Raw genomic sequence first — 13,159 nt, forward strand, 5'->3', positions numbered from 1 at the left:
AACGAGGGGAGACAGGGCTGGGTGCAGCGCCGGGGTGGTACCCCCAGGGGGACGGTAGCCAGCGGTACTGGTCAGGGACGGAATGGACCGAGCACCACGCGCCGGGGTCGGCCGCAGTGGTTCCGGCTGGTCAGTATCCGGGTGGGGTGACGCGGGTGGCTCCGAAGAACCCGGGACTGTCGCTCCTCGGGTCGTTCTTCATCCCGGGGCTCGGACAGCTGATGAACGGCCACACCGGCAAGGGCATCGCCATGTTTCTCGGGTACGCCTTCAGCTTCCTTCTCATGTTCGTGCTGATCGGCTTCCTCACGGCGCCAGCCATCTGGATCTGGGGGATGGTCGACGCCTACCAGAGCGCGCAACGCTGGAACCTGCAGCGAGGCATCGTCAGCTGAGTCCCTCTCGAACGAACGACGAACGCCGCCCGCGATGATCTGCGGGCGGCGTTCGCTGTCGACGCGCGAGGTCAGGACTTCGGGACCTCGATGACGGTCGAGTGGACGACCTTGTCGGCGAGCGTCTGCTTGTTGTCGTCCCACAGCATCCAGAGGTAGCTGAGGTAGAAGATCTGGTTGACGAGGCCGCCGAGCAGCTCGCGCAGGAACGACTGCAGGGCACCGATCGGCTGGCCCGTCGACTCGTGGATGAGCTTGAGCCCCATGACCTTCTTGCCCACGCTCTGCCCGGTGCGACCCATCTTGAAGATGCGGTTCCAGATCTGGATCCCGATCATCAGCACGACGCCGAGGAAGAGCAGGATGCCTCCGGTTGCCGCGAGGCCACCGTCGCCGGTGCCGTCGATCGTGTAGCCCAGCTCATCCGTGTCCGGTGCTGCCATGACGAGGAGAACGGCACCGATGATGATCGGGATGAGGCCGATCAGCGAGAGCAGACTGTCGATGATGAGGGCCAGGGCACGTGTGCCGAAGCCGGCCACAGGCCCGAAGTGCTGCTCGACGTAGGCCTTGGAGCCCGGGAACGCCTGTCCCCCGCCGCCGTACGGGTTCACCTGGGGAGCCGACTGGTAGGGGGACGCCGCTGCGCCGCCATACGGGTTCGCCTGCTGTGCCGACGCGCCCTGGTGCGGCTGCGTCTGCGGCTGCGCGGCCTGTGGCGGCGGAGGTGGCGGCTGGTTCGGGTCGAAAGGTTCGGACATGGGGCTCCCCTGAAGTGCGTGCGCGGACGCCCCGATCCTAGGGGCGCCGCCCGTCGACGATGACCGGCATCTCGACCGTGTCGACACCGACGACGGAGACCTCGTCAGGCTTGGTCGGCAGGATCGACCCGACGTAGTCCTCGATGGCGCGCTCGATCGCGACGTCGTGCTGCTCGCGCTCGGCCATGTACCAGCGGTGCTCGAGGACCTCGTGGAAGAGCTCGGCCGGCTCGAGCTTGCCGGAGAGCTCGCGCGGCACCCGCCGGGTGATGGGCTCGTAGATCCGGGTGAGCCAGTCGTGGGCGACGATCTCCTCGTCGTCGTTCTGGCGCTCGGTGCCCGCTCGATAGCTGTCGAGGTCGTTGAGCAGGCGCCGGGCCTGGCCCTCCCCGACGTCCAGACCGGTAAGCCGCAGCAGGCGGCGCGAATGGTGGCCCGCGTCCACGACCTTGGGCTGGATGCTGATGGATGTGCCGTCGATGTCGGTCGTGATCGCAAGCTCGTCGACGTCGAACCCGAGGGCGTTGAGCCGACGGATGCGCTCCTCGACGCGCCAGCGCTCACCGGTGTCGAACTCCTCGGTCTCGGTGAGCTCGACCCACAGCTCCTCGTAGCGCGTGACGATGCGGTTGGAGATCGCGACCGGGTCGACGCCCTCGTCGAGGAGCTCACCGGCCTGGAGGTCCATCAGCTCACCGGCGATGTTGACCCGGGCGATGTCGAGGTCGTGGGCCCGTTGGCCGTCGCTGAGCCTGGGGAAGAGCTCGCCCGTCTCGGCGTCGACGAGGTAGGCCGCGAAGCTGCCGGCATCCCGCCGGAACAGGGTGTTGGACAGCGACACGTCACCCCACCAGAAGCCCATCAGGTGCAGCCGCACGAGCAGCACGGCGAGGGCGTCGATGAGGCGGGTCTCGGTGCCCGGTCGCAGGCCCTGGCTGAAGAGCGCGCGATAGGGGAGCGAGAACTTGAGGTGGCGGGTGAGCAGGCAGGCATCGAGCGGGTTGCCCTCGGCGTCGACGCGTCCGCTCACGATCCCGAAGGGCTCCACCGACGGCTGGTCGAGGCGCCGGAGGTTGCGCAGCATGGCGTACTCGCGGCGGGCGATGTCCTCCTTGATCTCCTTGACGGCGAGCACGCGGCCCGAGAGCCGGACGAAGCGCACCACGTGGCGGGAGATGCCGCGGGGGAGCGCGGCGAGGTGGTGCTCCGGCCAGTCCTCCAGCGGCGTCGACCAGGGGAGGTCGAGCAGGGCGGGGTCAGGTCGGGCGGTCGTGATCTGCAGGGCCATGGGCCACCTCCGACGTGAGGACACGGAAAGGCAAACGCTTCGGGGGTGCCGAGCACGCGGCATACGCAGCGCTCTCGGCACCCCCGAAGGCAGGTGTGATGCGTCGTCAGTGGCTCAGACGAGCTCCGGACTCGGCGTTGAAGATGTGCATGTGGCTCGCGTTGGGCTGGACCCAGATCTTGTCGCCCTTGAGGGGCACACGGCGACCGTCGACGCGGGCGATGAACGGCTTGGGGAGCGCGTCCTCGCCGCCCTCGAGGCGGATGCCCTCGTCGGACGGCGTGCCGTAGACGTAGGCGTCGGCGCCGAGCTCCTCGACGACGTCGATCGTGATCTCGAGGCCCTGACCCTCGGTGGTGACCTCGACGTCCTCGGGGCGCACCCCGACGATCGCGTTGGAGCCGACGCCCTGGAGGGACTCGCGGGGGACCTGCAGGGTGTGCGAGCCGAACTTCACGCCACCGTCGGTGACGGGGACGCTGATGAGGTTCATCGCAGGGGAGCCGATGAAGCCGGCGACGAAGACGTTGGCCGGGGTGTCATACATCTCGCGCGGCGTCGCGACCTGCTGGAGGATGCCGTCCTTGAGCACCGCGATGCGGTCACCCATGGTCATGGCCTCCACCTGGTCGTGCGTCACGTAGACGGTGGTGACGCCCAGTCGCCGCTGGAGAGAGGCGATCTGGGTGCGCGTCTGGACGCGGAGCTTGGCGTCGAGGTTGGAGAGCGGCTCGTCCATGAGGAAGACCTGAGGGGAGCGGACGATGGCTCGTCCCATGGCGACGCGCTGACGCTGGCCACCGGAGAGGGCCTTCGGCTTGCGCTCGAGGTAGGCCTCGAGGTCGAGGATCTTGGCGGCCTCTTCGACGCGCTTGCGGATCTCGCCCTTGTCGACACCGGCGATCTTGAGCGCGAAGCCCATGTTGTCGGCGACCGACATGTGCGGGTAGAGCGCGTAGTTCTGGAAGACCATGGCGACGTCGCGGTCCTTGGGGGACAGGTTGGTGACGTCGCGGTCACCGATCCAGATCTTGCCGCCGTTGACCTCTTCGAGGCCGGCCAGCATGCGGAGTGCGGTCGACTTGCCGCTGCCCGAGGGGCCGACGAGGACGAGGAACTCGCCGTCCTGGACGTCGATGTTCAGTCGGTCGACCGAGGGTGTGTCGTTCCCGGGGTAGATGCGGGTGGACTCGTCGAACTTGACAGTTGCCATGGCGTCATTGCCTTCCTTCACCGGCAGGAACGTGCCGGACGATCCGTTGTAAAGGGCGTACCCGCTCACGTCGGTGTCAGCGGTGGGGCAAGCATGCCGTATGCCGTCACTCCTGTCACGCGTCGTCTCGCCACCGGGGGATCGCGTTGCTCTGGCGCGGGCACGCGTGGACCACTACCGTCGGCACATGAGGATCTCCGATGTCGTGAAGCGCAAGGGAGACACCGTCATCACGGTGCGCTCCGACGCCAGTGTCGCCGACCTCCTCGACCTTCTCGCCGAACATCGCATCGGCGCGGTCGTCGTGAGTGACGACGGCCGGGCCGTCGACGGGATCGTCAGCGAGCGTGACGTCGTGCGGCATCTCCAGCAGGTCGGTGCGGACGTGCTGACGCAGCAGGTGTCGTCGATCATGACGAGCGAGGTGCAGACCTGCACCCCCGAGGACGAGCTCGTCGACCTGGAACACACGATGACCGAGCACCGCATCCGCCACGTCCCGGTCGTCATCGATGGCCGCCTGGCTGCCATCGTGAGCATCGGTGACGTCGTCAAGCACCGGATCACCGACCTCCAGGCCGAGCGCGACCAGCTGAGCGCCTACATCCAGCAGTAGTCCGCGAGCCCGGCCGCCGTGCCACGTCGCAACCGGGTCGACCCGTGGGGAGACCTGGTGGCCCACCCGGCTCGCGGGATGTTCACCGGCAACCGTGGGTGCATCGTCGACGACCACGAGAACGTCGTCCGTCACCACGGGACCAACCTGGCGTGGATCACCTGCTCACTGGAGTTCAAGGGCCGGCGGGTGGGGCCGGCGCGACCCCGTCGTTGGACGCCGCTCTTCTTCCTCGACGAGGCGGTCGCCCTGGCTGCGGGTCACCGGCCGTGTGGTGAGTGCCGACGCGAGGCGTATGCCGCGTATCGCGACGCTGTCTCGGCGGCCGTGGGTGCCCACAAGGCGTTGACCGCAACTGAGCTTCACCGAAGGCTGGCCGACGAGAGGCTGCGCCCGGGCCGCGGGCTCGACCGCGCTGGCGACCGCAGGCTGTGGGGCTCGACGCTCAGCCGGCTGCCCGTCGGGACGGTCGTGCTCGATGCCCGACGACGGCCGTGCCTGTGGGTAGGCACTGCGCTGCGCCCGTTCGGTTTCGACGGGTGGGGCGAGCCGGTGCCCGTCGCCGATGGCCCCGTGGAGGTGCTCAGTCCGCCGACGTCGGTGGCCGCCATGACGCACGGCTTCGAGCCGGTCCTGCATCCCACCGCCTTCGCCTGACGCGCACGTCGCTGGACGTGGCAGCCGAGAGCCGAGGGCGACTTCCACCGAGCAGCAACTGAGTCACATCAGTCCCACCAGTCACATCTCGATCGCGCCCCCTTCGGTGGTTCGGACAGGTTTCACCCAGCCACACGGCATACCGTGTCTGTCATGACTGCCGAAATCCTTGACGACTCGGGTGGGAGGGACGCACTGCCCGAGCACGCGCTGCTCGGCTCCTACCGTCTCGTCCAGCGGCTCGGCGAGGGCGGCATGGGGGTGGTCCACCTCGGGCTCGACCGGCAGGGCAAGGCAGTCGCCATCAAGGTCCTGCGACCGCACGTCGCGCACGACCCCGCCGCGCGGGCTCGGCTGAGCCGCGAGGTCGAGACCCTGAGGCGCATCCGCAGCCCTCGCGTCGCTCCGGTCATCGACGCCGACGTCGACGGGGAGCGGCCCTTCATCGTCACCCGCTACGTCCCGGGCCCGCCGCTCGATGACGTCGTCGGCGTGCAGGGACCGATGGGCCCCGACGACCTGCACCGGCTCGGGCGTGGCCTCGCCGAGGCGCTCGAGGTCATCCACGCCAGTGACGTGATCCACCGCGACCTCAAGCCGGGCAACGTCCTCATCGTCGACGGCGACCCGGTCGTCATCGACTTCGGCATCGCCCACGTCGCCGACGACATCCGCCTCACCCTGACCGGCCTCGTCATGGGCACGCCCGGCTACCTCGCGCCCGAGGTCGTCGAGGGCGCGCCCGTCTCGACCGCCACCGACTGGTGGGGTTGGGCCGCCACCCTTGCGTATGCCGCGTCCGGCCGACCGCCCTTCGGGCGGGGACCGATGGATTCCGTCCTCACCCGGGTCACCACCGGTGAGCCCGACCTCGAGGGTGTCGACAAGCGCATCGCCCCGCTCCTGTATGCCGCTCTCGCTCCCGTGCCGGCCGACCGGCCGCACCAGCGTGAGGTCGTCGAGGCGCTCGAGCGATATGCCCATGGTGGCCTCGTCACCGACGTCATCAGGGCGCGCCGCCCGACTCCTCCCACGCAGTCGTTGGGGGTGGCCAGGACCGCAGCACTTCCGTTGTCCCGCACGCAGATCCAGCCCACGCTCCCGCCCATGGCGCGCGCGATCGCGCCGTCGGTGGCGCCCCCCGCGGCAGCCCTGATCGCACCCTCCGTGGCGCCGGAACGACAGCTGGAGCACCCGGCATACCCACCTCCGGAGCCCGGACAGAACGACTGGGACGCCGCGCGCGAGGGCCAGCCACAGATCGATCCGCGCATCGGTCGGCCGAGCCGCAGCGGCACGGTCGCGGCGCTGCTCGCGGTGCTCGTCGCCACGGCGGCCACCGCGCCGATGGTCGCGGCGCTCGGGCTGCTCCTGTGGATCGTGCTGGCCCGCACCGCCGACCGCTCGGTCACCTCGCTCATCCTGCGACGGCACGACAAGGGTCGGCGGCGCAGCGACATCCCGGTGGCGGTCGTGGCCGGTCCGTGGCACCTGCTGCTCGGGGTGGTGGGTTCGGTCTTCGGTGCGGTCATGCCCGCCCTCATCGCCGCCTCGGGAGTGTTCTGCGCGGCGCTGGCCCTCGTCGCGGTGCAGGGGAGTGGCTCACCCCAACCCGACGCGCCGGGGCCGCTCGCCTTCGGTGGGCTGCTCGCGGGACTCATGGCCTGGTGGGGTCCGGGAGGCGCCGGCCTGCGCCGTGGCACCCGCAGCCTCGTCCGCGGCGCGAGCCCGGGACCGAGTGCCGCCCGAGTCCTCGTCCTGCTCCTGCTCGTCGCCGCGGTCGCGGTCGCAGCCGCGGGTGTCGTCACCGGGGAGCCGACGTGGTGGCCGACCGGGACCCCGTGGGCCGACCGGCTGAACCTGCCGTGAGCGACGCGGACCGCCCCCGTCGGCCATGGCGCCTGCAGGGTGGCCCGCCGACCGAACCCATGCCGCTCGTCGACCTGCTGCGTCGCACTCCCTATCGCAACGCCAGGGTCGCCATCGAGGGGGCCGAGGAGGCCCGGGTCCGTGAGGCGCTCGACCTCGCCGTGCGGCTCGGCGAGCTCATGCTGCGTTCGGGCGCCGGCGCCCCGCAGGTCGAGGGATCGGTCGCGGCCGTGTGCGCTGCCGCCGGTCTCAACAGCGTCGAGATCGACATCACCCTGCAGTCCCTGCTCGTGCACGCTCACGTCGATGCGGTGCACGCGGTCACCGAGCTGCGGGTGGTGCGGTCGACCCGCCACGACTATGCGCGGCTCGTGGCGGTGCACGAGCTGGTCGACGCGTTCGTCAGCGGGCACATCGAGCTCCCCGAGGCCGTCGAACAGCTCCGCGACATCAAGCGGGCCCGACGCACCTGGCCCGACTGGGCGGTGACGAGTGCGACCGCCGGACTCGCTGCGGCGGTCGCCGTGATGATCGGCGCGAGCCTCTTCACTGCTGGTGTCACGGTTCTCGTCGTGCTCGCCGTCTCGGCCGTGTCGAGGGTGATGAAGCCGCTGCATCTGCCTGACTTCTACTCCAACGCGATCAGCGCCTTCGTCGCCACGGCCCTCGCGTGGGCGGTCTATGCCATGGGTGCGCAGGGCTGGATTCCGTTGGGTGGCAACGACTTTGCCTTCATCGTGGCCGGCGGGATCGTCGCTTTGCTTCCAGGACGGACTATGGCCTCGGCGGTCGAGGACGTCATCTCGGGGTATGCCGTGACGGGTGCGGGCCGGCTGCTGGCCGTCCTGGTGTCGCTCACCGGGATCATCATCGGCGTCGCCGTCGCCCTGGGGCTGACGATCCGGCTCACCGAGGCGTTGTCCTTCACCTTCGTCTCGCCCACCGTCCTCGACCTCCGCACGACCCAGGCGGAGTGGTGGGCCTCGATCATCGGGGCCTTCGTGGTGGGTGCGTGTGGGTCGGTGACGATGCAGACCCTGCATCGGCTCGTGCTGCCCACGGCCACCCTCGCGGTGGCAGCCGGAAGTGTGTATGCCGTCCTGACCCGGGTCGTGGACGTCGGTGCGGTGACGTCGACGGGGCTCGCCGCGTTGGCCCTGGGACTCGTGGGCAGGCTCGTCGCCCTCCGGCTCGGGGCGCCGGCGATGGCGGTCGTCGTGCCGGCGAGCTTTGGGCTGCTGCCTGGTCTGACCATCTTCCGAGGCCTCTATGAGCTCGTGGGCCAGGAGGCGGCGACCATCGGACCGCTGTCCTCCCAGGCCGGCTTCGTCACTCTGCTCGGGGCGGCCGGTGTGCTGCTCGCGATCGCCACCGGGACCACGCTCGGCGAGATCATCGCCTCGCCGTGGGACAGGCGGCTGACACGAGCGCGTCGGCGCGCACGCGTGTGACATCGCGCTGAGCTGGATGTTTCACAGACTTGTGAATATCCGTGATCTTCTTGTGACCTTCGTCGGCCGCCGGTACGGTCGGGGCTTGGCCTGATCCCCTGTCCGGTCACCCCTCACCGCAAGGACCCCTGCCGATGTTCTACAGCCCGAAGCACGCTGCCCCGAAGTCCTCACCCGTTCGAAGCCGCCTGGTCGGTGTCGCCATCACCTCCGCCGCCGCCGTCGGTGGGGCCACGATGATGGCCCAGCCCGCGACCGCGGCCGGGACGGTGTGGGATCGCGTCGCCGCCTGCGAGAGTGGCGGCAACTGGTCGATCAACACGGGCAACGGCTACTACGGCGGGCTGCAGTTCTCCTACAGCACGTGGAAGGGCTTCGGCGGTCTGCGCTACGCCACCACTGCGAATCGCGCGACGAAGGCCCAGCAGATCGAGATCGCCCAGAAGACGCTCAAGGTCCAGGGCCCGGGCGCCTGGCCGGTCTGCAGCAAGCGCGCCGGCCTGACCCGCGCCAACGGGGCCGCAGCAGCATCGACGCCGGCGCCGACCGCGGCCTCGCGCGCCGCCGCTCGTCCGGGCAAGCTCGTCGTCGACGGCAAGAAGGGTCCGGCCACCCGCAGGGCGATCGAGCGCTGGGTGGGCGGCTCGGTCAATGCCAGTCTCGGCAGGGCCGACACGCGCCTCCTCGAGAAGAAGGTCGGAGGGAGCGTCAACGGCTCCTTCAGCCGCACTGACGTGAAGAAGCTCCAGGCCATCGTCGGCTCCCGGCAGGACGGGTCATGGGGACCGAAGACGACGGCTGCCCTGCAGCGACACCTCAACTCGCGCTGACCCACAAGGTGACGAAGGGGGCGGGTCCGGGGTGCTCGGATCCGCCCTCCTCGTTGTCGGTGGACACGCCGACGGGGCTGCTTGCGTGACTGATGGTGCACGAGTTACAGTTGTGTAGTTCTGTGACAGCATTGAAATTTGTGACTGATGTGACGTAGCGTCCTTTGTCGTCCCCTGACGCAAAGGACTTCGGTCATGCTCTTCGCTCCTGAATTCCCCACTGATCCGACTCGACGCCGGCCCCTACGCCGCGCAGTCGTCGGAACCGCGCTCCTCGCCACCACGGCCTCCGCCGCCGTCTTCGGACTGGCGACCAGTGCCGGGGCGGCCGAGAACGTCTGGGACCGCGTGGCCGCCTGCGAGAGTGGCGGCAACTGGTCGATCAACACCGGGAACGGCTACTACGGCGGACTGCAGTTCTCCTACAGCACGTGGAAGGGGTTCGGGGGGCAGCGCTACGCGACGACCGCGAACCGGGCCACGAAGGCGCAGCAGATCCTCATCGCCCAGGAGGTCCTCAAGGTCCAGGGCCCCGGTGCCTGGCCGACGTGCAGCGTCCGCGCCGGGCTGACCCGAGCCAACGGGCTCGCCGTCCCCGTGTCGCGTGACACCACGCGCACCGTCTTCCCCCTGACGGTCGACGGACAGAAGGGTCCGAACACCCGCAGGGGCCTCGAGACGTGGGTCGGCGGATCGGTCGACGCCTCCTGGTCGCGCGAGGACGTCAGGAAGCTGCAGTACAAGGTGGGGTCCTCGCCTGACGGGTCCCTCGGCCCCAAGACGACCAAGGCGCTCCAGGCCAAGGTCGGCGCCGAGCAGGACGGGTCGTGGGGACCCAAGACCACCGCTGCGCTCCAGCGCTACCTCAACCGCATCTTCGACTGAGCTGCGGGGCGTGGCGGCGTCCTGCCGGGGCGTCAGCCTCCGGTGAGCTTCGCCGCCTCGGCCACGTAGTCGGCCTCGGCCTGTTCGCGCGGGGTCCCGGACAGCTTGGCCCACGCGTCGTACTTCGTCCGGCCGACCGGGTTGGTGAAGCCGGGGCGTCTGCCGTCGGCGTCGCCGACCGTCGCCTGCTTGTAGAGCGCGTAGAGGCGCAGCTTGGTGTCGTTGCCGGGGTCGTCGGTGAGGTTCTCCACCGACGCCGCAGCCTGCTCGAACTCGGTGCCAGCCATGGTGGTCAGCGTAGTGCTGGCAGGACCACCGCGGTCGCGCTAGGCCCGGGGAGGTCGCCGGTCCTGATCTCGAGAGCTCCGCAGGGCGGCGTTCTGCCGACGGAGGTCGGCGTTCTCGGCCTCGAGCTCGAGCATCTGGCCGATCCCTGCCAGGTTGAGACCGTCCTCCAACAGCTGGCCGATGCGTTGGAGACGGACGATGTCCTCCTCGCTGTAGCGGCGGGTGCCCCCATCGGTGCGGTCAGGCTCGAGCAGGCCCCTGGCCTCGTAGAGCCGCAGGTTCTGCGCACCCGTGCCGACCAGCTCGGCAGCCACCGAGATGCTGTAGACACCCTTGTCGCCGGCGACACCCGAGCTCGGGTCGGCGGGCGGTCGCGCGCTCTTCGCCATTCCTGTCCTCCTGGGGTTGCGCCTCAATGATGGCTGGTGCTATATAAAACCTATAGCGCACACCATAGATCCACCGGGGATCTGTGGCCCGTTCAAGGGCATCACGATTGTGTGGAGGTGATGACGATGTTGATGCGCACCGACCCGTTCCGTGACCTGGACCGCATGGCTCAGCAGGCCTTGGGCACCGTGGGGACATTGGCCCGTCCCTCCGTCATGCCGATCGACGCGTGGCGCGAGGAGGACACCTTCGTCGTGGAGCTCGACCTTCCCGGCGTGACGCCGGAGAGCATCGACCTGGACGTCGAGCGCAACGTCCTCACGGTCAGGGCTGAGCGTCCCGGCACCGACGACAGGACGGAGCTGATCGCGGCCGAACGGCCCCGGGGAGTCTTCAGCCGGCAGCTGATCCTCGGCGACACGTTGGACACCGACCACATCCAGGCGGACTACAACCAGGGTGTGCTGCGGTTGAGGGTCCCCGTCGCCGAGAAGGCCAAGCCCCGCAAGATCGAGATCAACAGCAACGGCCACGAGCGTCAGGCCATCTCGGCCTGACGCGGGTGGTGGTTTCCGTGGCTGGCATGCGTACGGACGCACCGCTGGCGCCGTCGGTGGGCGATCAGGAGGTCGACGACTTCCTCGATGTCATCCTGGAGGATCCCGACCTGCTCGCCGTCGAGTTCCAGGCGATCGTGGAGAACGCCTGGGGCGGGAGCCAGACGAGCGCAGGACCGCCGGTGAGACGTGTTCCCCGCAGGCGCGCCTCCTGGCACCCCGTCGCTCGCCGTTCGGTCCCACGGCAGCGCGCCCCGGTGCACCGATCTCGTCCTCGTGTCCGCAGCCCTCCGGTCGTCAGGTCGTCGGGCCGCCCCTCCAGGGGCGGTCCGACGACCGCGTGACCGGGCGAGGTCTCAGGAGTACGGTCGGACGATGAGCCAGGAATCTGCCGAGGACGGCATCAGCACTCGGGCCGAGCTGCTCCCCGAGGAACAGGCGGTCGGGAGTGACGACCCGGAAGCGCAGGCGCGGGCCATCCTGGCCGAGTCGGAGGATCGCACCGAGCATCCGGAGCGCACTCGGCGAGAGTCCACCCAGACCCCGGACTGAGAGCTCGCGGACCTCCAGAGCTGGCGAAGAGACTCGAACTCTCAACCACCTGTTTACAAGACAGGTGCGCTACCAATTGCGCCACGCCAGCGCACGTCGGCGAGCGTTCGCCCCCGACGGCGACCCGCACTTTACCCGTCACCGCTGGCCGGCGCCCCATCGTCGCCTGCCGGGACCGGGGGACAGGCGGTCGACGGCACGGACGATCCGGACGGCATACCCCGTCCGTCCCTAGAATCGAGCGGTGACGCGGCCCTACGCCTTCACGGCAACGACCGGGCAGTCCGCGTTCAGCAGGATTCGTTGCGACTCGCTTCCGAGGAACAGCTTGCCCACGGGCGACCGGCGTCGCATGCCGATGACGATCAGATCGGCGTCGTACTCGGCCGCCGCAGAGACCACCTCGTCGGCGGCGTCGAGACCGCGGACGGGTTGGCGCAGCTCCCAGACGAGATCAGCCTTCTCCACGGCCGCCCTCGCTTTGGCGAGGTCCGGCTCCTGGGCGTAGTGCTCGTCGACCACGGCGTCGCCGCGGCTGGAGTTGAGGACGACCAGGCGGGCCCGCCGCAGGGATGCTTCCTGGACTGCGTGGGCGAGGGCTGCTCGTCCTTCTGGTGTCGGCACGAAGCCCACGATGATGGTCATGATCTCTTCCTTGTCGGACTGCAGAGGGTGGCGGTTCGCGTGCGGGGCCACGCGACGTTGGCGGGCCCCGCACGACGACATCAGGCCAGCTCGGCGAGGATGGCGGCCCGCCGCTCGGTCTCCCGGGCGAAGACCGCCTCGGCGGCGGTGGCAACCTGGTCCGCCACCGCCCTCGGCACGACGGCCACACCGTCGGCGTCGCCGATGATGTAGTCGCCCGCGGCGACGGCCACGCCGCCGACCGCGATGGTCTGGCCCAGAAAGCCGGGCCCGTGCTTGAACGGACCGGCGGGGGTCACGCCACGGGCGAAGACGGGCATCTCCATGCCCATGAGCATGTCGGCGTCGCGGGCGACACCGTCGAGGACGAAGCCGACGATCCCGTTGACCTTGGCCCGGGCTCCGATCAGCTCGCCGATGAGGGCCCTCGACTCGTCGCCTTGGCCGTTGATGACCAGGACGTCGCCCGGTCGGGCGAGCGCCAGCGCCTCGTGGATCACCTTGTTGTCGCCCGCTCGCGTCCAGACGGTGAAGGCGGTTCCCACGAGGGTCCCGCCCGGCCAGATGCTCTGGATGCTGGAGTGGAGCAGACCCATCCGATCCATGGCGTCGCCGATGTTGGCTGCCGGGAGGACGCGGAACCGGTCGAGCAGGGGGTCGTCGGTCGAGCTGTCGGTTGCTGCCTCAGCGGTGTGGCCCATGGCGCTCATGGCGTCTCCTTCGGCGATGTGGATAGGCGTGGTGGACGGGCAGGGTGAGGAG

At 69.6% G+C, this 13,159-nt stretch carries 17 protein-coding genes, 1 tRNA gene and 1 pseudogene; 11 read left to right on the plus strand and 8 right to left on the minus strand.

Annotated elements, in window-relative coordinates; translation table 11 throughout:
- Positions 1–17 precede the first annotated feature (17 nt).
- Together ACFQW8_RS10930 and ACFQW8_RS10935 are read left to right on the plus strand one after the other, a co-directional pair.
- Positions 18–104 (plus strand): annotated as a pseudogene (locus ACFQW8_RS10930) (DUF2510 domain-containing protein); the annotation flags it as partial.
- Between the two features lie 51 nt (positions 105–155).
- On the plus strand, positions 156–395 hold the full coding sequence (locus ACFQW8_RS10935) for a hypothetical protein (protein ID WP_380087267.1): 240 nt from the start codon (positions 156–158) through the stop codon (positions 393–395).
- Positions 396–466: 71 nt separating this feature from the next.
- Here ACFQW8_RS10935 and ACFQW8_RS10940 read toward each other — a convergent pair whose 3' ends face one another.
- The 3 genes from ACFQW8_RS10940 to ACFQW8_RS10950 form a co-directional block, all read right to left on the minus strand.
- Positions 467–1,156 (minus strand): RDD family protein, encoded by a 690-nt coding sequence (locus tag ACFQW8_RS10940; RefSeq protein ID WP_380087270.1) that lies wholly within the window; start codon positions 1,154–1,156, stop codon positions 467–469.
- Between the two features lie 37 nt (positions 1,157–1,193).
- Positions 1,194–2,444 (minus strand): DUF4032 domain-containing protein, encoded by a 1,251-nt coding sequence (locus ACFQW8_RS10945; protein WP_380087272.1) that lies wholly within the window; start codon positions 2,442–2,444, stop codon positions 1,194–1,196.
- A 106-nt stretch (positions 2,445–2,550) separates the two neighbouring features.
- Positions 2,551–3,657: an ABC transporter ATP-binding protein gene (locus ACFQW8_RS10950; RefSeq protein ID WP_380087274.1), complete on the minus strand. Its 1,107-nt coding sequence runs from the start codon at positions 3,655–3,657 to the stop codon at positions 2,551–2,553.
- A 187-nt stretch (positions 3,658–3,844) separates the two neighbouring features.
- Here ACFQW8_RS10950 and ACFQW8_RS10955 point away from each other — a divergent pair, with 187 nt between their 5' ends.
- The 6 genes from ACFQW8_RS10955 to ACFQW8_RS10980 all read left to right on the plus strand — a co-directional run bounded on the left by ACFQW8_RS10955 (position 3,845) and on the right by ACFQW8_RS10980 (position 9,965).
- A complete protein-coding gene (locus tag ACFQW8_RS10955) occupies positions 3,845–4,273 on the plus strand; it encodes a CBS domain-containing protein (RefSeq protein ID WP_380087276.1) in 429 nt (142 codons plus the stop codon).
- Between the two features lie 18 nt (positions 4,274–4,291).
- Positions 4,292–4,930, plus strand: coding sequence for a hypothetical protein (locus ACFQW8_RS10960; protein WP_380087278.1), 639 nt, complete (start codon positions 4,292–4,294; stop codon positions 4,928–4,930).
- A 153-nt stretch (positions 4,931–5,083) separates the two neighbouring features.
- On the plus strand, positions 5,084–6,799 hold the full coding sequence (locus ACFQW8_RS10965; protein WP_380087280.1) for a serine/threonine-protein kinase: 1,716 nt from the start codon (positions 5,084–5,086) through the stop codon (positions 6,797–6,799).
- Positions 6,796–8,250, plus strand: a complete 1,455-nt coding sequence (locus ACFQW8_RS10970; RefSeq protein WP_380087283.1) for a threonine/serine exporter family protein — start codon at positions 6,796–6,798, stop codon at positions 8,248–8,250. Before ACFQW8_RS10965 ends, ACFQW8_RS10970 begins: the two co-directional genes overlap by 4 nt.
- 134 nt (positions 8,251–8,384) lie before the next feature.
- The gene (locus ACFQW8_RS10975) at positions 8,385–9,080 is read left to right on the plus strand and encodes a transglycosylase family protein (RefSeq protein ID WP_380087284.1); all 696 of its coding nucleotides are present in this window, start codon (positions 8,385–8,387) and stop codon (positions 9,078–9,080) included.
- A 195-nt stretch (positions 9,081–9,275) separates the two neighbouring features.
- Entirely contained in the window at positions 9,276–9,965 is a 690-nt protein-coding gene (locus ACFQW8_RS10980; protein WP_380087286.1) for a transglycosylase family protein, read from the plus strand.
- 32 nt (positions 9,966–9,997) lie between these two features.
- On the opposite strand, the gene ACFQW8_RS10985 is transcribed toward ACFQW8_RS10980, so the two are convergent.
- Positions 9,998–10,252 carry an acyl-CoA-binding protein gene (locus tag ACFQW8_RS10985; protein WP_380087289.1) on the minus strand — a complete coding sequence of 85 codons (255 nt, stop codon included), beginning with the start codon at positions 10,250–10,252 and terminating at the stop codon, positions 9,998–10,000.
- 39 nt (positions 10,253–10,291) lie between these two features.
- The gene (locus tag ACFQW8_RS10990) at positions 10,292–10,642 is read right to left on the minus strand and encodes a MerR family transcriptional regulator (protein WP_380087290.1); all 351 of its coding nucleotides are present in this window, start codon (positions 10,640–10,642) and stop codon (positions 10,292–10,294) included.
- A gap of 126 nt (positions 10,643–10,768) precedes the next feature.
- Between ACFQW8_RS10990 and ACFQW8_RS10995 the strand changes: the two genes are divergently transcribed.
- The 3 genes from ACFQW8_RS10995 to ACFQW8_RS11005 are packed head-to-tail and all read left to right on the plus strand — an operon-like array spanning position 10,769 to position 11,752.
- Positions 10,769–11,200, plus strand: a complete 432-nt coding sequence (locus ACFQW8_RS10995) for an Hsp20/alpha crystallin family protein (RefSeq protein ID WP_380087292.1) — start codon at positions 10,769–10,771, stop codon at positions 11,198–11,200.
- Between the two features lie 26 nt (positions 11,201–11,226).
- Complete coding sequence (locus ACFQW8_RS11000; RefSeq protein WP_380087293.1) at positions 11,227–11,544, plus strand: hypothetical protein; 318 nt, start codon at positions 11,227–11,229, stop codon at positions 11,542–11,544.
- Positions 11,545–11,575: 31 nt separating this feature from the next.
- Complete coding sequence (locus ACFQW8_RS11005) at positions 11,576–11,752, plus strand: hypothetical protein (RefSeq protein ID WP_380087295.1); 177 nt, start codon at positions 11,576–11,578, stop codon at positions 11,750–11,752.
- A gap of 18 nt (positions 11,753–11,770) precedes the next feature.
- On the opposite strand, the gene ACFQW8_RS11010 is transcribed toward ACFQW8_RS11005, so the two are convergent.
- The 3 genes from ACFQW8_RS11010 to ACFQW8_RS11020 all read right to left on the minus strand — a co-directional run bounded on the left by ACFQW8_RS11010 (position 11,771) and on the right by ACFQW8_RS11020 (position 13,098).
- Positions 11,771–11,843 (minus strand) — tRNA-Thr (locus ACFQW8_RS11010).
- 164 nt (positions 11,844–12,007) lie between these two features.
- Positions 12,008–12,397 (minus strand): universal stress protein, encoded by a 390-nt coding sequence (locus ACFQW8_RS11015; protein WP_380087296.1) that lies wholly within the window; start codon positions 12,395–12,397, stop codon positions 12,008–12,010.
- An 80-nt stretch (positions 12,398–12,477) separates the two neighbouring features.
- On the minus strand, positions 12,478–13,098 hold the full coding sequence (locus ACFQW8_RS11020) for an RraA family protein (RefSeq protein ID WP_380088660.1): 621 nt from the start codon (positions 13,096–13,098) through the stop codon (positions 12,478–12,480).
- Between the last annotated feature and the right edge of the window lie 61 nt (positions 13,099–13,159).

It is taken from the genome of Knoellia altitudinis (genome assembly GCF_042666355.1).
Lineage (GTDB): Bacteria > Actinomycetota > Actinomycetes > Actinomycetales > Dermatophilaceae > Knoellia > Knoellia altitudinis.

Excerpts from the sequence above, each read along its gene's own strand:
- ACFQW8_RS10940 (WP_380087270.1), bottom strand. The coding sequence starts at position 1,156 with ATGTCCGAACCTTTCGACCCGAACCAGCCGCCACCTCCGCCGCCACAG.
- ACFQW8_RS10945 (WP_380087272.1), bottom strand. The coding sequence starts at position 2,444 with ATGGCCCTGCAGATCACGACCGCCCGACCTGACCCCGCCCTGCTCGAC.
- ACFQW8_RS10950 (WP_380087274.1), bottom strand. The coding sequence starts at position 3,657 with ATGGCAACTGTCAAGTTCGACGAGTCCACCCGCATCTACCCCGGGAAC.
- ACFQW8_RS10955 (WP_380087276.1), top strand. The coding sequence starts at position 3,845 with ATGAGGATCTCCGATGTCGTGAAGCGCAAGGGAGACACCGTCATCACG.
- ACFQW8_RS10965 (WP_380087280.1), top strand. The coding sequence starts at position 5,084 with ATGACTGCCGAAATCCTTGACGACTCGGGTGGGAGGGACGCACTGCCC.
- ACFQW8_RS10975 (WP_380087284.1), top strand. The coding sequence starts at position 8,385 with ATGTTCTACAGCCCGAAGCACGCTGCCCCGAAGTCCTCACCCGTTCGA.
- ACFQW8_RS10980 (WP_380087286.1), top strand. The coding sequence starts at position 9,276 with ATGCTCTTCGCTCCTGAATTCCCCACTGATCCGACTCGACGCCGGCCC.
- ACFQW8_RS10985 (WP_380087289.1), bottom strand. The coding sequence starts at position 10,252 with ATGGCTGGCACCGAGTTCGAGCAGGCTGCGGCGTCGGTGGAGAACCTC.
- ACFQW8_RS10990 (WP_380087290.1), bottom strand. The coding sequence starts at position 10,642 with ATGGCGAAGAGCGCGCGACCGCCCGCCGACCCGAGCTCGGGTGTCGCC.
- ACFQW8_RS10995 (WP_380087292.1), top strand. The coding sequence starts at position 10,769 with ATGTTGATGCGCACCGACCCGTTCCGTGACCTGGACCGCATGGCTCAG.
- ACFQW8_RS11000 (WP_380087293.1), top strand. The coding sequence starts at position 11,227 with ATGCGTACGGACGCACCGCTGGCGCCGTCGGTGGGCGATCAGGAGGTC.
- ACFQW8_RS11005 (WP_380087295.1), top strand. The coding sequence starts at position 11,576 with ATGAGCCAGGAATCTGCCGAGGACGGCATCAGCACTCGGGCCGAGCTG.
- ACFQW8_RS11015 (WP_380087296.1), bottom strand. The coding sequence starts at position 12,397 with ATGACCATCATCGTGGGCTTCGTGCCGACACCAGAAGGACGAGCAGCC.
- ACFQW8_RS11020 (WP_380088660.1), bottom strand. The coding sequence starts at position 13,098 with ATGGGCCACACCGCTGAGGCAGCAACCGACAGCTCGACCGACGACCCC.